Source organism: Azonexus hydrophilus, from assembly GCF_001956855.1.
Classification (GTDB): Bacteria; Pseudomonadota; Gammaproteobacteria; order Burkholderiales; family Rhodocyclaceae; genus Azonexus; species Azonexus hydrophilus_A.
Genome location: NZ_MTHD01000001.1, coordinates 762,645 through 775,802 on the forward strand (window position 1 = coordinate 762,645; position 13,158 = coordinate 775,802).

A 13,158-nucleotide genomic window follows, 5' to 3' on the forward strand; every position below is an offset into this window, starting at 1 on the left:
TGATTCCCCATGCTGATCATCCCCGCAATCGACCTGAAGGACGGACAATGTGTCCGCCTCAAACAAGGCCTGATGGAACAGGCCACCATTTTCTCCGACAGCCCGGCCGAACAGGCTCGGCACTGGCTTGACCAGGGCGCCCGGCGCCTGCATCTGGTTGACCTGAACGGAGCCTTCGCCGGCAAGCCGAAGAACGCTGCGGCGATCAAGGCGATCCTGGCGGAAGTCGGCGACGACATCCCGGTCCAGCTCGGTGGCGGCATTCGCGATCTCGACACCATCGAAGCCTGCCTCGACGGTGGTTTGTCCTACGTCATCATCGGCACTGCCGCGGTCAAGAACCCCGGCTTCCTGCACGACGCCTGCGTCGCTTTCCCCGGCCACATCATCGTCGGGCTCGACGCCAAGGACGGCAAGGTGGCGACCGACGGCTGGTCGAAACTGACCGGTCACGATGTCGTCGATCTGGGCAAGAAATACGAGGATTACGGCGTCGAATCGATCATCTACACCGACATCGGCCGCGACGGCATGCTCTCCGGTCTGAACATCGAAGCTACCGTGCGCCTGGCGCAGGCGCTGACGATTCCGGTGATCGCCTCCGGCGGCCTGTCCAACCTCGACGACATCCGCGCGCTGTGCGCCGTTGAAGGCGAGGGCGTCGTCGGTACCATCGCCGGCCGGGCGGTCTATGACGGCTCGCTCGATTTCGCCGCCGCCCAGAAGCTGGCCGACGAGTTGGGCGCCTGATGCTCGCCAAGCGCATCATTCCCTGTCTCGACGTCACCGCTGGCCGGGTTGTCAAGGGCACCAATTTCGTTGGTCTGCGCGATGCCGGTGATCCGATCGAGATCGCCCGCCGCTACAACGAGCAGGGCGCCGACGAAGTCACCTTTCTCGACATCACGGCATCCAGTGATCAGCGCGACATCATCCTGCACATCGTCGAAGCCTGCGCCGAGCAGGTCTTCATTCCGCTGACCGTTGGTGGCGGCGTGCGCAAGGTCGAGGACGTGCGCCGTCTGCTCAATGCCGGCGCCGACAAGGTGTCGATGAATACCGCCGCAGTGCAGAATCCGGATCTGGTCTTCGATGCTTCAAGCAAGGTCGGTTCGCAGTGTATCGTCGTCGCCATCGACGCCAAGCAGACGGCACCCGGCCAGTGGCATGTGTTCACCCATGGCGGCCGTAACGACACCGGGATTTCTGCGGTCGACTGGGCAAAAAAGGTGGAAATGCTCGGTGCCGGTGAAATCCTGCTGACCAGCATGGACCGCGACGGCACCAAGAACGGCTTCGATCTGGCGCTGACCCGCGCCGTCTCCGACGCGGTGAAGATTCCGGTGATCGCTTCCGGCGGTGTCGGCAACCTGCAGCATCTGGCCGACGGGGTCAGCGAAGGCCGCGCCGATGCGGTGCTGGCAGCGTCAATCTTTCACTTCGGTGAATACACCGTGCGCCAGGCCAAGGAATACATGGCTGCGCGCGGCATCGAGGTGCGCCTGTAATGGCCGACCTCGACAACGCCTTGCCCTGGCTGGAAGCCCTGAAATGGGACGCCGACGGCATGATTCCGGCGATTGCCCAGGATCAGGAAGGGCGGATCGTCATGTTCGCCTTCATGAACCGGGAGTCGCTGCAAGAAACGGTGAACTGCGGCAACGCGGTATACTGGTCCCGATCGCGCCGGCGTTTGTGGCGCAAGGGTGAGGAATCGGGCTTCTTCCAGAAGGTGAAGTCCATCCGTACCGATTGCGACGGTGATGTCCTGTTGCTGAGCGTTGAACAGGTTGGCGGCATTGCCTGTCATACCGGACGTGAAAGCTGTTTTTTCAATGAATTGAGTGGGGATCGCTGGATTGCCGTCGATCCGGTTTTGAAAGATCCGAAGGAAATATACAAATGAGTACGCATGACATTCTGCATCGTCTCTCCGAAACCCTGGCGTCGCGTCGCAATGCCGATCCGGAAAAGTCCTACACGGCCAAGCTGTTCTCCGAAGGTCCGGATTCCATCCTGAAGAAGATCGGCGAGGAATGCGCCGAACTGATCATGGCCGGCAAGGACGGCAAGCGGCTGAACATCGTCTGGGAATCGACCGACGTCATCTATCACGTACTCGTGCTGCTGGCTTTTTATGGTTTGTCGATCGAGGATGTGTCGCAGGAAATGCGCCGTCGTGAAGGCATTTCCGGTATTGACGAGAAGGCTGCGCGGAGCGCCGGCAAGTGAGCGACTGCCTGTTCTGCAAGATCGTCGCCGGAACGATTCCGTCGCAGAAGGTCTATGAGGACGAGTTGATCCTGGCGTTCAAGGACATTCATCCGGCCCGCCCGGTACATGTTCTGGTGGTGCCGAAAAAGCACATTACCTCGCTTGCTTCAGCGACGGCCGAGGATGCCGAGGTACTTGGCCGGATGCTTGTCAAGGCCAACGAAATTGCAGTAGAACAGGGCAGCCCGGGTGGCTTCCGGGTAATCATCAACACTGGCGAGATCGGGCAGCAGGAAGTGCCCCATCTGCACATGCACATCGTGGGCGGACCCGATCCGGTCGGCCCCATGCTCAAGCGAATTTAAGGAGATATCACCATGGGTACATTTTCCATCTGGCACTGGCTGATCGTCCTGGTCATCGTCATGCTCGTGTTCGGCACCAAGAAACTGCGCAATGTCGGTCAGGATCTGGGCGGCGCCGTCAAAGGCTTCAAGGACGGCATGAAGGAAGCCAACGCCGACAAACCGGCCGATGCGGCGCAGCCGACCCAGCAGGTCGGTGGCCAGACCATCGACGTCGAGGTCCAGGAAAAGACCAAGTCCTGACCGCTTGAGCCGGCGTCACGCCGGCTCGCCTACGGCTAACATACATGTTCGATATCGGCTTTTCCGAATTGATGGTGATCGGCGTTGTTGCGCTGCTGGTCATCGGTCCCGAACGCCTGCCCAAGGTGGCGCGGGCGCTCGGCCATCTGCTCGGGCGCGCGCAGCGTTATGTCAACGACGTCAAGTCGGACATCAATCGCGAAATGCAACTCGACGAACTGAAGAAGTTGCAGGCCCAGGTCAGTGAATCGGCCCGCTCGCTCGAGGATACGGTGCGCAAGGAGTACGACACGGTACGCACCGGTTTTGAAAGTCCTGTCCAGTCGGCGGTCGCCGAGCTGGAAGCGACGGCCCGGGCAGCCGGCAATGAGGTGGACAAGCTGGCGGCCAGTGTGGCCGAACCGCAGGTCCAGGCCCCGGCCGTCACGCCGGAAATCGCGCCACCTGCCCCGGCTCCGGCCGTGGCGGACAGCATCAAGAGTACGAACGCCGCATGAGCGACGCCCCGCAGGAAGAATCCTTCGTTTCCCATCTGGTCGAATTGCGCGACCGGGTATTGCGCAGCCTGATCGCGATTGCCGTGGTCATGGGCGCGCTGGCGCTTTACCCCGGCCCGGGCGCAATCTACGATATTCTCGCCGCACCGCTGACCAGTGCCTTGCCCGAGGGGACGAAGATGGTCGCCATCGGCGTCGTCACGCCGTTCATGGTGCCATTGAAGGTCACCGCGATGGTCGCTTTCGTGCTGGCCCTGCCGTTCATCCTTTTTCAGGCCTGGGGCTTCGTCGCCCCCGGTCTTTACGCGCATGAACGTCGCCTGGGCATTCCGCTGATCATTTCCAGCACGATCCTGTTCCTGCTTGGCATGGCTTTCTGCTATTTCTTCGTGTTCGGTCAGGTCTTTCACTTCATCAACAGTTTCGCCCCGAAAAGCATCACGCCGGCGCCGGATATCGAAGCCTACCTGTCCTTCGTGATGAGCATGTTCCTGGCGTTTGGCCTGTCCTTCGAGGTACCGGTGGCCCTGGTCGTGATGGTCAAGCTGGGGGTGGTCAAGGTCGAGAAGCTCAAGGAGTGGCGCTCTTATTTTGTCGTCGGCGCCTTCGTCGTCGCTGCCGTGGTGACCCCGCCGGACGTGGTGTCCCAGCTGGCGCTGGCGATCCCGATGTGCCTGCTGTACGAACTGGGTATCCTGGCGGCAAGTCTGGTTTCGAAAGGCACCACGCGGGCCGAGGCGGATGCCGCTGCTGCGGTCGACACCGGTCTGGCGGAAAAAACCGACGCCGAACTGGATGCCGAACTGGACAAGGCCGAAGCCGAGTTCCGCAAGCTGGAACGCTAACGATAAGTCAGTTGCGCGGTGGCCCAGGCCGGGTTACGCGCTGAGCCTCGACATTGCCTTCGGCGAAGCGCCACAGCGTTCCCGGCGGCATCGTCGTCCATGCTTCATTGTCGGTCAGCGGCAAGGTGGCGATGACCGCCACGCGGTCGTGCGCCGTGGTGACTTCGCTGAAATCGACGGTAATGTCCTGGTCGTTCAGGTGTGCCTTGGCAAACGGGGCCTGGCGTACGATATAGCTCAGTCGCGTCGAGGCGTGTACGAGCAGGCAGTCGCCATTCGACAGCAGGAAGTTGAATTCACCGTGGGCGGCGATGCCCAGCGTCAGTTCGTGCAGCGCATCGAACAGTGCGGCATCATCCGGCATGTGATCGCCAAAGCGCTGGCGGAAGGACTGCAGCAGCCAGCAGAAGGCACGTTCGCTGTCGGTATTGCCGACTGGCACGAAACTGCCGTCGAGCGCCGGGGTAAAGTCGAGCAGATTGCCGTTATGGGCAAATATCCAGTAACGGCCCCACAGTTCGCGCATGAACGGATGCGTGTTTTCCAGTTTGATCGACCCCTGGGTCGCTTTGCGGATATGCGCGATGACGTTCTTCGAGCGGATCGGGTAATGGCTGACCAGTTCGGCCACCGGTGAGCTGGCCGAGGGTTGCGGATCGAGAAAGAGGCGGGTGCCACGCCCTTCGAAAAAGGCGATGCCCCAGCCGTCGGCATGGACATCGGTTGCGCCGCCCCGCGCCTGGAAGCCGGAGAAGGAAAAGCAGATGTCGGTCGGCACATTGCAGTTCATGCCGAGGAGCTGGCACATCGGGCTTATTCCTCGGCGCGCAGCGGCGGCCGTTTGCCGATGCGGACCTGCAGTTCGAGAATGCTGCGGTCGCGACGCAGGCGGAAGCCGGCCCGGTCTTCCGGTTTCAGGTCGGCGATCAGGTCGAGCATGACCTGCGGATCGGTGACCGCCTTGCCGTTGACCGACAGCAGCACGTCACCCGGGCGGATGCCGGCCTTGTCGGCCGGGCTGCCGCGCACGACACCGGCGATCAGCGCGCCGTCGGTATCCGGCAGGCTGAATGATTCGGCCAGTTCCGGCGTGATTTCCTGGGCTTCGACACCGATCCAGCCGCGCGTGACCGAACCGTTTTCGATGATCTGTTCCATGATGCTGCGGGCGCTGGAGACGGGAATGGCGAAACCGATGCCGTGGTTGCCGCCGGTGCGCGAGTAGATTGCGGTATTGATGCCGACCAGGTTGCCCTGGGCATCGACCAGCGCGCCACCCGAGTTGCCGGGGTTGATCGCGGCGTCGGTCTGGATGAAGTTCTCGAAGGTGTTGATGCCGAGGTGCGAGCGGCCGAGTGCCGAGACGATGCCCATGGTGACCGTCTGGCCGACGCCGAAGGGATTGCCGATGGCGAGCACGACATCGCCGACGCTCAGGTTGTCCATCTGGCCGAAGGTGATTGCCGGCAGCCCGCTGGCTTCGATGTGCAGTACGGCCAGATCCGATTCGGGGTCGGAGCCGACGATGCGGGCCTTGTAGGTCTTGCCGTCATTGAGCGAGACCTGGATGTCGTCGGCCGCGTCGATGACATGGAAATTGGTCAGGATGTAGCCGTTCTGGCTGACGACGACGCCAGAGCCCAGTCCGGAGTTGCGCTGGTTCTGTCCTTCCGGGCGCTCACCGAAGAAGTGCCGGAAGATCGGATCGTCGAACAGCGGGTGACGTTGCTGGCGGACCTGCTGCGTCGTGTAGATATGGACCACGGCAGGCAGCGCCGCGCGTGCCGCATCGCGATAGGAGCCGGCGCTGCGGGCCTCGCCGCCGGCGCTGGAGGAGGCTTCCTGCAACGCGATGATGCGTTGCCCTTGCGGCAGCCATTCAGGCTTCAGGGTCGAAACCGTGAAGACGATGGCCAACGCAATGGTGACCGTTTGTGCAAAAATCAGCCACAACCTGTGCATGAGTATCCGTGATGATGAAACTTGAAGAATTGACGCAGTATCTGGATGAGTTGCTGCAAGCTGCGAAGTTCCGGGATTATTGCCCAAACGGTCTGCAAGTGGAAGGACATGGCGAGGTGCGGCGGATCGTCGCCGGCGTCACGGCCAGCCAGAAATTGCTCGATCTTGCGGTCGACCGCGGTGCCCAGGCAATTCTCGTGCACCACGGGTTTTTCTGGAAGGGCGAGGATGGCCGGGTCACCGGCATCCGGCGCAAGCGCCTGGCGACCTTGCTGCGCAATGACATCAGTCTGCTTGCCTACCACCTGCCGCTTGATGCCCATGCCGAACTGGGCAACAACGCGCGTCTGGCTGCCTTGTGTGGCTGGTTGCCCGACGGGCGCTTCGGCGAGCAGGACATCGGCTGGTTCGGCCATCTTCCGGATGCCGCGCCACTGGGCCAGATTGCCGGAAATCTGGGACGTGTCCTGGGACGTGAACCGCTGGTCATTGGTGAGGCGCAACAATCGGTCAAGCGTATCGCCTGGTGTTCCGGCGGGGCGCAAGGCTACTTCGAGCAGGCGATTGCGCTGGGGGTCGATCTCTATGTGTCCGGAGAGATTTCCGAGCAGACGGTGCATCTGGCCGAAGAAAGCGGTGTCGCCTACATTGCAGCTGGGCATCATGCCACCGAGCGCTACGGCGTGCAGGCGCTGGCCGGGCATCTGGCCGGGCGCTTCGGGCTCGATTGCGAATTCATCGATCTCGATAACCCGGTCTGAATCGACTCAGCCACTGTAATGCCAAGGCAGTGAGCACGCCGCCCAGCAGGGTGCCGAAAATCAGCTCAAGCCATTTCCGCCAGGCGGGTTCTCCCTGCTCGGGAGGCAGCGGACCGGCGGCAGGTGGGTTTTGCAGGGCAATGGCCAATTGCAGTTCCTGCTCCAGGGTGCGCGCTTCGACACCGAGTGCCAGTGCGCTGTCCAGACTTTGCAGGCTCTCGTTCAGGCGGGCCAGGCTGGTTTCCATGCGCAGCATGCGTTCCTCGGTTTCGTCACTGACTGCTTTGGGCAGCGTGTAGTCGAGGAGCATCGGCGATGAGCCGAGTACCAGCCGGTCGCTTTGTGTTCTGACTGGCGCCTGAGTGAGCTTCGCCGGAGCCGGAAGGGCTTTCGGTTGGGCGTTTTCGACGGGGTTGCGAGGCTTGCTTGCCAATTCTCTGGGTGGCGCCGGGGGCTGTTTTGGCGGCGGGGCAATTTCCGCCGGGCGTGGTGCGGGCTCGGCCAGTTCGATGCGACTGTCCGGTGGCAAAGGCATCACGATGTAATCGCGCTGCAGTTCGACCCCGCAGCCTGCTCGCAGGCGCAGCGTCGCCAGTGGTTCGTTCAACGCTGTTCCGGCCGCGATGCGCAAGTGCCAGCTGCCGCGATGTTTTTCCAGTGTCAGGCGGGCGCGGGTGATCACCGGCAGGTCGGCATTCCTGACGTTTTCGAGGCTGAAGCAGATGGCCTCCAGATTTTCCCCGGGCGTGGCGATGATGCCGACTTCGGCCTGTAACGGCTCGCCGATTCGCGATAGCACGGCCAGTTCTCCCAAGCCGGCAGCAGTGCCGGAGAGTGGGGGGAGAAGCAGGCAGAGGGCGAGCAGCGGGCTGGGCTTCATCAGGCGAAACGGGCTAACATGACAGGATGCGATGCCTAAAGTATTGCATATTTGTCGATTTATGACCGGGTCATTCATGCACTACATCATTCCGCCTCAAGCTCAACCGGTGTTGCCGGTGAGCAATACCGACGCCGTTTTTCCGGTGCGTCGCATTTTCTGCGTCGGCCGCAATTACGCCGATCACGCCCGCGAAATGGGGGCGACGGCGCAGGCCGATGGCCTGGAGCCGCCGTTCTTCTTCACCAAACCCGGTGATGCGCTGGTTGGCGGCGAAGGCGAACTGGCTGTCGCTTATCCGCCGCTGACGTCAAACCTGCATCACGAGGTGGAAATGGTGGTGGCGCTCGCCAGCGGTGGGGCAAATGTTGCGGTCGACGATGCGCTTGGGCTGGTTTTTGGCTATGGCGTCGGGCTCGATCTGACGCGTCGCGACCTGCAGGCGAAGGCCAAGGAAAAGGGGCATCCGTGGGACATGGGCAAGGGTTTCGACCAGTCGGCGGTCTGTAGTCCGCTGGCGCCGGTGGCGCAGGTCGGCCATCCTTCAACTGGCCGGATCTGGCTGCAGGTCAATGGCACGCTGCGTCAGGACGGCAATCTTGAACAGATGGGCTGGAAGGTTGCCGACATCATTGCCAACCTGTCGACGATGGTCCGGCTGGCGGCCGGCGATCTGATCTATACCGGCACGCCGGCCGGCGTTGGCCCTTTGCTGCGCGGTGAAGTGCTGGTCGCCGGGGTCGATGGCCTGCCCGGATTGCAGGCGCGCATCGTCTGAGCTTTTTCGGTCCAATGCCATGTTGACCGCAATGCGCGGCCTGATCGGCCATGCCTTTCCGATCCTGATCGCCCAGTTGGCCTCCATCGGCATGATGGTGGTCGATACCGCGGTGCTCGGGCATGTCAGCCCGGTGGACCTGGCGGCGGTGGCGATTGGCGGCGGCATCCATGTCTCGGTGGTGTTCGGGCTGGTCGGTGTGGTCCAGGCGGTGGCACCGGTGGTGGCGCACCTGCATGGCGCGAAGCGCGATGATGAAGTGGCCGGCGTCCTGCAGCAGGGATTCTGGCTGGCCTTGCTGCTGGCGATCCCCGGTATCCTGTTTCTGACCCATCCAGGCTTCGTGCTCGATCCTTTTGCCATGGATGCTGCGGTCGACGCCAAAGTCCGGCAATATCTCGCGCTGCTTGCCTGGAGCCTGCCGGCGGCGCTGCTGTATCGCACCTTCTACGCTTTCTGCAATGCGCTGGGACGGCCGCGGGTGCTGATGGGTATCGGCCTGGCGGGCTTGTGCATTCACGCGCTGCTGGCCTGGGGGCTGGCGCAGCAGGGATGGCTGGGCGAGCCGCTGGGCGTTGTCGGTTGTGCGCTGTCGAATATCCTGATCGGCTGGCTGGCCTGCGCAACCGCCGCGCTGTGGCTGCATTTCGGCTCGCTCGGGCGACGCTACCGGCCGTTTTCCAACTGGCAGGGGCCGCGCCCGGCAAGCTGGCGCGAACTGCTGCGTCTTGGCTTGCCGATGGGTTTCTCCAATCTGGTTGAAATCACCGCCTTCACGCTGGTCAGCCTGTTCATCGCCTCGCTCGGCGCGACGGTGGTGGCCGGGCATCGCATCGTCGCCAACCTGTCGGCGCTGACCTACATGTTGCCACTGTCGCTGGGAATCGCGACGATGGCTGCGGTCGGGCAGGCCCTCGGCGCGCGCGACTGGCCTCTGGCCAGATGCACGGTGCGGGCCGGGCTGGTCATGGCTGCGCTCAGTTCGTTGCTGCTCGGCATCCTGCTGTGGCTGGCGGCCGTGCCGCTGGTGGCCGGCTATACCGACGATCCGGCAGTGCGTGCCGTGGCGCTGGGCTTGATCGCCTATGTCGCGATCTATCAGTTCTTTGATGCGCTGCAGACGATTGCCGGTCATGCGCTGCGTGCCTACCGGGTGACTTTTTTGCCGATGCTGGTGCAGACATTCTGCTTCTGGGGCATCGGTCTGGGGCTTGGTGCCTGGCTGTGTTACCGCTCGCAGCCGGCGCTCGGCGTCGCAGGTTTCTGGCTGGCGGCAGTGATCAGCCTGGTGGCGGCGGCGGGCTTGTTGCTGCCCTTGCTCTACAAGGTCATGCGGTTGACCGAAAGTCGTTCGTAATTATGAATTTTGGCCTGCAATAATTCGTTGCGGCTGTGGTAAGATTTTTGGCTCGAAGAAGTATAACCGGGCGGGGCTGGGGGACTGTTGGCGCCGCTCAAAGCTCGCAACTCAACTCAACGCAAGGAAAGCGCATGAAAATTCACGAATATCAGGGCAAGCAACTCCTGAAGAAATTCGGCGTTACGGTTCCGCGCGGGATTCACTGCACGACCGTCGAAGACGCAGTCAAGGCAGCTGAAACCCTGGGCGGCAAGGTCTGGGTCGTCAAGGCGCAGATTCACGCCGGTGGCCGTGGCAAGGGCGGCGGCGTCAAGGTCGCTACCTCCCTCGAAAAAGTGCGCGAATACGCGGGCCAGATTCTCGGCATGCAGCTGATCACGCACCAGACCGGTCCGGAAGGCCAGAAGGTCCGTCACCTGCTGATCGAAGAAGGCGCTGACATCCAGCACGAATATTACGTCGCTGCGCTGACCGATCGCGCTACCCAGTCGGTGGCCATCATGGCTTCCTACGAAGGCGGCATGGACATCGAGGAAGTTGCCCACAATACCCCGGAAAAGATCGTCAAGGTCTTCGTCAATCCGCTGGTTGGTCTGACCGACGAGCAGGGCCTGGAACTGGCCAAGGGCATGGGCATGCTGGAAAGCTCCATTCCGCAGTGTATCGACACGCTGAAGAAGCTCTACACCTGCTACATGGAAACGGATGCTTCGCTGGCCGAAATCAATCCGCTGATCCACGAAGGCGACGGCACCGTCAAGGCAATTGACGCCAAGTTCAACTTCGACTCGAACGCGCTGTACCGTCAGCCGGAAATCGTCGCCATGCGCGATCTGGACGAAGAAGATGCCGACGAAATCGAAGCTTCCAAGTTCGATCTGGCCTACATCTCGCTCGACGGCAACATCGGCTGCCTGGTGAATGGTGCCGGCCTGGCCATGGCCACGATGGACACGATCAAGCTGTTCGGCGCCGAGCCGGCCAACTTCCTCGACGTCGGCGGCGGTGCCACGACCGAGAAGGTCACCGAAGCCTTCAAGATCATGCTCAAGAACACCCAGGTCAAGGGCATTCTGGTCAACATCTTCGGCGGCATCATGAAGTGCGACACCATCGCTACCGGCGTCGTTGCCGCAGCCAAGGAAGTCAATCTGTCGGTGCCGTTGGTCGTCCGCATGAAGGGTACCAACGAAGACATGGGCAAGCAGATCCTCAAGGATTCCGGTCTGCCCATCATCTCTGCCGATTCCATGGCCGAAGCCGCCACCAAGATCGTTGCTGCGGTCAAGTAAGGAGCATTGAATGTCTATTCTGATCAACAAGAACACCAAGATCATCACCCAGGGCATTACCGGCAAGACCGGTCAGTTCCATACGGAAAAGTGCCAGGAATACGCAAACGGCAAGGAATGCTTTGTCGCGGGTGTGAATCCGAAGAAGGCCGGCGAGTCGATCTTCAACATCCCGATCTACGCTTCGGTCAAGGAAGCTGCCGCTGAAACCGGCGCTACCGTTTCCGTCATCTACGTGCCGCCCCCGGGCGCTGCTGCGGCGATCTGGGAAGCTGTCGAAGCCGACCTCGATCTGGCCATCTGCATCACCGAAGGCATTCCTGTTCGCGACATGCTGATGCTGCGCAACAAGATGAAGGAAAAGGAAGCCAAGGGCGGCAAGAAGACCCTGCTGCTCGGCCCGAACTGCCCTGGCCTGATCACCCCGGACGAAGTGAAGATCGGCATCATGCCGGGTCACATCCACCGCAAGGGTCGCATCGGCGTCGTTTCCCGTTCCGGTACGCTGACCTACGAAGCCGTCGGTCAGCTGACCGAAATCGGTCTCGGCCAGTCTTCCGCAGTCGGTATCGGTGGTGATCCGATCAATGGTCTGAAGCACATCGACGTCATGAAGATGTTCAACGACGATCCGGATACCGACGCCGTCATCATGATCGGCGAAATCGGCGGTCCGGACGAAGCTGAAGCCGCGATGTGGTGCAAGGAAAACATGAAGAAGCCGATCGTCGGTTTCATCGCTGGTGTCACCGCTCCGGCTGGCAAGCGCATGGGTCACGCTGGTGCGTTGATCTCCGGCGGTGCCGACACTGCTGATGCCAAGCTGGAAATCATGGAAGCCTGTGGTTTCACCGTGACCAAGAACCCGTCGGAAATGGCCAAGCTGTTGAAGGCCTTGCTGTAAACTCCGAGCTTTGCTCGACAAAGAAGGCGGGCCTTGTGTCCGCCTTTTTTACGTCCGCTTTGTGGAGGTTGGATCATGGCTGTATTCCTTACGGAAAGTGACGTCAGGCAGGTGTTGACCGCAGAAATGGCGTTGGCCGGCGTCGAATCGGCACACCGCGACCTGGCGCTCGGCCAGGCGCTGGATACGCCGCGCCAGCGCAGCCGCCTGCCGCAAACCGTGCTGCACATCCTGCAGGGCGCGCTGCCGGCGCAGGGCGTCATTGGCTACAAGGCTTACACCAGCAACCGTTCCGGCAACCGCTTCCTGGTCAATCTGTTCGATGCGGCCAGCGGTCGATTGAAAGCAGTGATCGAAGCCAACTATCTCGGCATGATGCGCACCGGCGCCGCCAGCGGTGTGGCAGCACGCTGGCTGGCCCGTCCGGACTCAACGGTGGCCGGCGTCTTCGGCAGCGGCTGGCAGGCCGAAGGCCATGTCCGGGCGATCTGCGCGGCAATGCCGATCGAACTGGTCAAGGTTTTCGGGCGCAACCCGGAAAAGCTGGCGGGCTTTTGTGCCCGTTTGAGCGAGTTGACCGGACGAAGGGTGGTGGCTGCGAGCAATGCCGAGGATGTCGTGCGTGATGCCGATCTGGTCGGTACGGTGACCAGTGCCGCATCGCCGCTGTTCGATGCTGACTGGTTGAAGCCAGGCGTACATGTCAATGCCGCCGGTTCCAACGCGCTGATTCGTCAGGAGTTGTCGGAAGGGGCGATCCGCCGTTGCGACGTGATTGCCGTCGATGCCGTGGCGACGGCGCTGGCCGAAGCCGGTGACCTGCTGCCCTTGCTGGAGAAGGGGCGGTTGCAGGTGCGGCAACTGGTCGAGCTTGGCGAAATCATCATTGGCCGTCATCCGGGACGCATCAATGCCGAACAGATAACGCTGTTCGAGTCGCAGGGGCTGGCCATCCAGGATCTGGCGGTGGGCTTGCGTGTGCTCGAGGCGGCGCTGGCGCGAGGCCTGGGGCAGGAAATTCCGCTGCAATGAGGGTTTGACCGGGCAGTCTGTCCGG

General features: G+C 62.0%; 17 protein-coding genes. 14 read left to right on the forward strand and 3 right to left on the reverse strand.

All coding sequences use genetic code 11. The features are described from left to right. The first annotated feature begins 9 nt into the window (after positions 1-9). The 8 genes from hisA to tatC are packed head-to-tail and all read left to right on the forward strand — an operon-like array spanning position 10 to position 4,164. On the forward strand, positions 10-750 hold the full coding sequence (gene hisA / locus BJN45_RS03750) for a 1-(5-phosphoribosyl)-5-[(5-phosphoribosylamino)methylideneamino]imidazole-4-carboxamide isomerase (protein WP_076092164.1): 741 nt from the start codon (positions 10-12) through the stop codon (positions 748-750). Further along, positions 750-1,508 carry an imidazole glycerol phosphate synthase subunit HisF gene (gene hisF, locus BJN45_RS03755; RefSeq protein ID WP_076092166.1) on the forward strand — a complete coding sequence of 253 codons (759 nt, stop codon included), beginning with the start codon at positions 750-752 and terminating at the stop codon, positions 1,506-1,508. The genes hisA and hisF overlap by 1 nt, the downstream gene beginning before the upstream one ends. Then, positions 1,508-1,906, forward strand: a complete 399-nt coding sequence (hisI, locus tag BJN45_RS03760; protein WP_076092168.1) for a phosphoribosyl-AMP cyclohydrolase — start codon at positions 1,508-1,510, stop codon at positions 1,904-1,906. Before hisF ends, hisI begins: the two co-directional genes overlap by 1 nt. Further along, complete coding sequence (locus tag BJN45_RS03765) at positions 1,903-2,232, forward strand: phosphoribosyl-ATP diphosphatase (protein ID WP_076092171.1); 330 nt, start codon at positions 1,903-1,905, stop codon at positions 2,230-2,232. Before hisI ends, BJN45_RS03765 begins: the two co-directional genes overlap by 4 nt. Then, positions 2,229-2,579 carry a histidine triad nucleotide-binding protein gene (locus tag BJN45_RS03770; RefSeq protein WP_076092173.1) on the forward strand — a complete coding sequence of 117 codons (351 nt, stop codon included), beginning with the start codon at positions 2,229-2,231 and terminating at the stop codon, positions 2,577-2,579. The genes BJN45_RS03765 and BJN45_RS03770 overlap by 4 nt, the downstream gene beginning before the upstream one ends. A 12-nt stretch (positions 2,580-2,591) precedes the next feature. Then, a complete protein-coding gene (gene tatA / locus BJN45_RS03775; protein ID WP_076092175.1) occupies positions 2,592-2,822 on the forward strand; it encodes a Sec-independent protein translocase subunit TatA in 231 nt (76 codons plus the stop codon). A gap of 44 nt (positions 2,823-2,866) precedes the next feature. Next, a complete protein-coding gene (tatB, locus tag BJN45_RS03780; protein WP_076092177.1) occupies positions 2,867-3,319 on the forward strand; it encodes a Sec-independent protein translocase protein TatB in 453 nt (150 codons plus the stop codon). Beyond that, complete coding sequence (gene tatC / locus BJN45_RS03785) at positions 3,316-4,164, forward strand: twin-arginine translocase subunit TatC (protein ID WP_076092179.1); 849 nt, start codon at positions 3,316-3,318, stop codon at positions 4,162-4,164. Before tatB ends, tatC begins: the two co-directional genes overlap by 4 nt. A 7-nt stretch (positions 4,165-4,171) precedes the next feature. On the opposite strand, the gene BJN45_RS03790 is transcribed toward tatC, so the two are convergent. Continuing rightward, the gene (locus BJN45_RS03790) at positions 4,172-4,972 is read right to left on the reverse strand and encodes a class II glutamine amidotransferase (protein WP_076092181.1); all 801 of its coding nucleotides are present in this window, start codon (positions 4,970-4,972) and stop codon (positions 4,172-4,174) included. A gap of 5 nt (positions 4,973-4,977) precedes the next feature. Continuing rightward, entirely contained in the window at positions 4,978-6,126 is a 1,149-nt protein-coding gene (locus tag BJN45_RS03795; protein ID WP_076092183.1) for a Do family serine endopeptidase, read from the reverse strand. 14 nt (positions 6,127-6,140) lie between these two features. On the opposite strand from BJN45_RS03795, the gene BJN45_RS03800 reads away from it, so the two are divergent. Continuing rightward, positions 6,141-6,887, forward strand: coding sequence for a Nif3-like dinuclear metal center hexameric protein (locus tag BJN45_RS03800; RefSeq protein WP_076092546.1), 747 nt, complete (start codon positions 6,141-6,143; stop codon positions 6,885-6,887). Here BJN45_RS03800 and BJN45_RS03805 read toward each other — a convergent pair. Next, the gene (locus tag BJN45_RS03805) at positions 6,862-7,845 is read right to left on the reverse strand and encodes a type IV pilus assembly protein FimV (protein WP_139326280.1); all 984 of its coding nucleotides are present in this window, start codon (positions 7,843-7,845) and stop codon (positions 6,862-6,864) included. The genes BJN45_RS03800 and BJN45_RS03805 overlap by 26 nt on opposite strands. On the opposite strand from BJN45_RS03805, the gene BJN45_RS03810 reads away from it, so the two are divergent. The 5 genes from BJN45_RS03810 to BJN45_RS03830 all read left to right on the forward strand — a co-directional run bounded on the left by BJN45_RS03810 (position 7,844) and on the right by BJN45_RS03830 (position 13,133). Further along, entirely contained in the window at positions 7,844-8,545 is a 702-nt protein-coding gene (locus BJN45_RS03810; RefSeq protein ID WP_076092187.1) for a fumarylacetoacetate hydrolase family protein, read from the forward strand. The genes BJN45_RS03805 and BJN45_RS03810 overlap by 2 nt on opposite strands. Before the next feature lie 19 nt (positions 8,546-8,564). Then, entirely contained in the window at positions 8,565-9,902 is a 1,338-nt protein-coding gene (locus tag BJN45_RS03815) for an MATE family efflux transporter (RefSeq protein ID WP_076092189.1), read from the forward strand. Between the two features lie 134 nt (positions 9,903-10,036). Continuing rightward, positions 10,037-11,197: an ADP-forming succinate--CoA ligase subunit beta gene (sucC, locus tag BJN45_RS03820; protein ID WP_076092191.1), complete on the forward strand. Its 1,161-nt coding sequence runs from the start codon at positions 10,037-10,039 to the stop codon at positions 11,195-11,197. A gap of 10 nt (positions 11,198-11,207) precedes the next feature. Then, positions 11,208-12,101 carry a succinate--CoA ligase subunit alpha gene (sucD, locus tag BJN45_RS03825; protein WP_076092193.1) on the forward strand — a complete coding sequence of 298 codons (894 nt, stop codon included), beginning with the start codon at positions 11,208-11,210 and terminating at the stop codon, positions 12,099-12,101. Between the two features lie 75 nt (positions 12,102-12,176). Further along, complete coding sequence (locus BJN45_RS03830) at positions 12,177-13,133, forward strand: ornithine cyclodeaminase family protein (RefSeq protein WP_076092195.1); 957 nt, start codon at positions 12,177-12,179, stop codon at positions 13,131-13,133. Positions 13,134-13,158 lie beyond the last annotated feature (25 nt).

Coding starts and splice junctions, on each gene's coding strand:
- hisA (WP_076092164.1), top strand. CDS start 10: ATGCTGATCATCCCCGCAATCGACCTGAAGGACGGACAATGTGTCCGC.
- hisF (WP_076092166.1), top strand. CDS start 750: ATGCTCGCCAAGCGCATCATTCCCTGTCTCGACGTCACCGCTGGCCGG.
- hisI (WP_076092168.1), top strand. CDS start 1,508: ATGGCCGACCTCGACAACGCCTTGCCCTGGCTGGAAGCCCTGAAATGG.
- BJN45_RS03765 (WP_076092171.1), top strand. CDS start 1,903: ATGAGTACGCATGACATTCTGCATCGTCTCTCCGAAACCCTGGCGTCG.
- tatA (WP_076092175.1), top strand. CDS start 2,592: ATGGGTACATTTTCCATCTGGCACTGGCTGATCGTCCTGGTCATCGTC.
- tatB (WP_076092177.1), top strand. CDS start 2,867: ATGTTCGATATCGGCTTTTCCGAATTGATGGTGATCGGCGTTGTTGCG.
- tatC (WP_076092179.1), top strand. CDS start 3,316: ATGAGCGACGCCCCGCAGGAAGAATCCTTCGTTTCCCATCTGGTCGAA.
- BJN45_RS03790 (WP_076092181.1), bottom strand. CDS start 4,972: ATGTGCCAGCTCCTCGGCATGAACTGCAATGTGCCGACCGACATCTGC.
- BJN45_RS03795 (WP_076092183.1), bottom strand. CDS start 6,126: ATGCACAGGTTGTGGCTGATTTTTGCACAAACGGTCACCATTGCGTTG.
- BJN45_RS03800 (WP_076092546.1), top strand. CDS start 6,141: ATGAAACTTGAAGAATTGACGCAGTATCTGGATGAGTTGCTGCAAGCT.
- BJN45_RS03810 (WP_076092187.1), top strand. CDS start 7,844: ATGCACTACATCATTCCGCCTCAAGCTCAACCGGTGTTGCCGGTGAGC.
- BJN45_RS03805 (WP_139326280.1), bottom strand. CDS start 7,845: ATGAATGACCCGGTCATAAATCGACAAATATGCAATACTTTAGGCATC.
- BJN45_RS03815 (WP_076092189.1), top strand. CDS start 8,565: ATGTTGACCGCAATGCGCGGCCTGATCGGCCATGCCTTTCCGATCCTG.
- sucC (WP_076092191.1), top strand. CDS start 10,037: ATGAAAATTCACGAATATCAGGGCAAGCAACTCCTGAAGAAATTCGGC.
- sucD (WP_076092193.1), top strand. CDS start 11,208: ATGTCTATTCTGATCAACAAGAACACCAAGATCATCACCCAGGGCATT.
- BJN45_RS03830 (WP_076092195.1), top strand. CDS start 12,177: ATGGCTGTATTCCTTACGGAAAGTGACGTCAGGCAGGTGTTGACCGCA.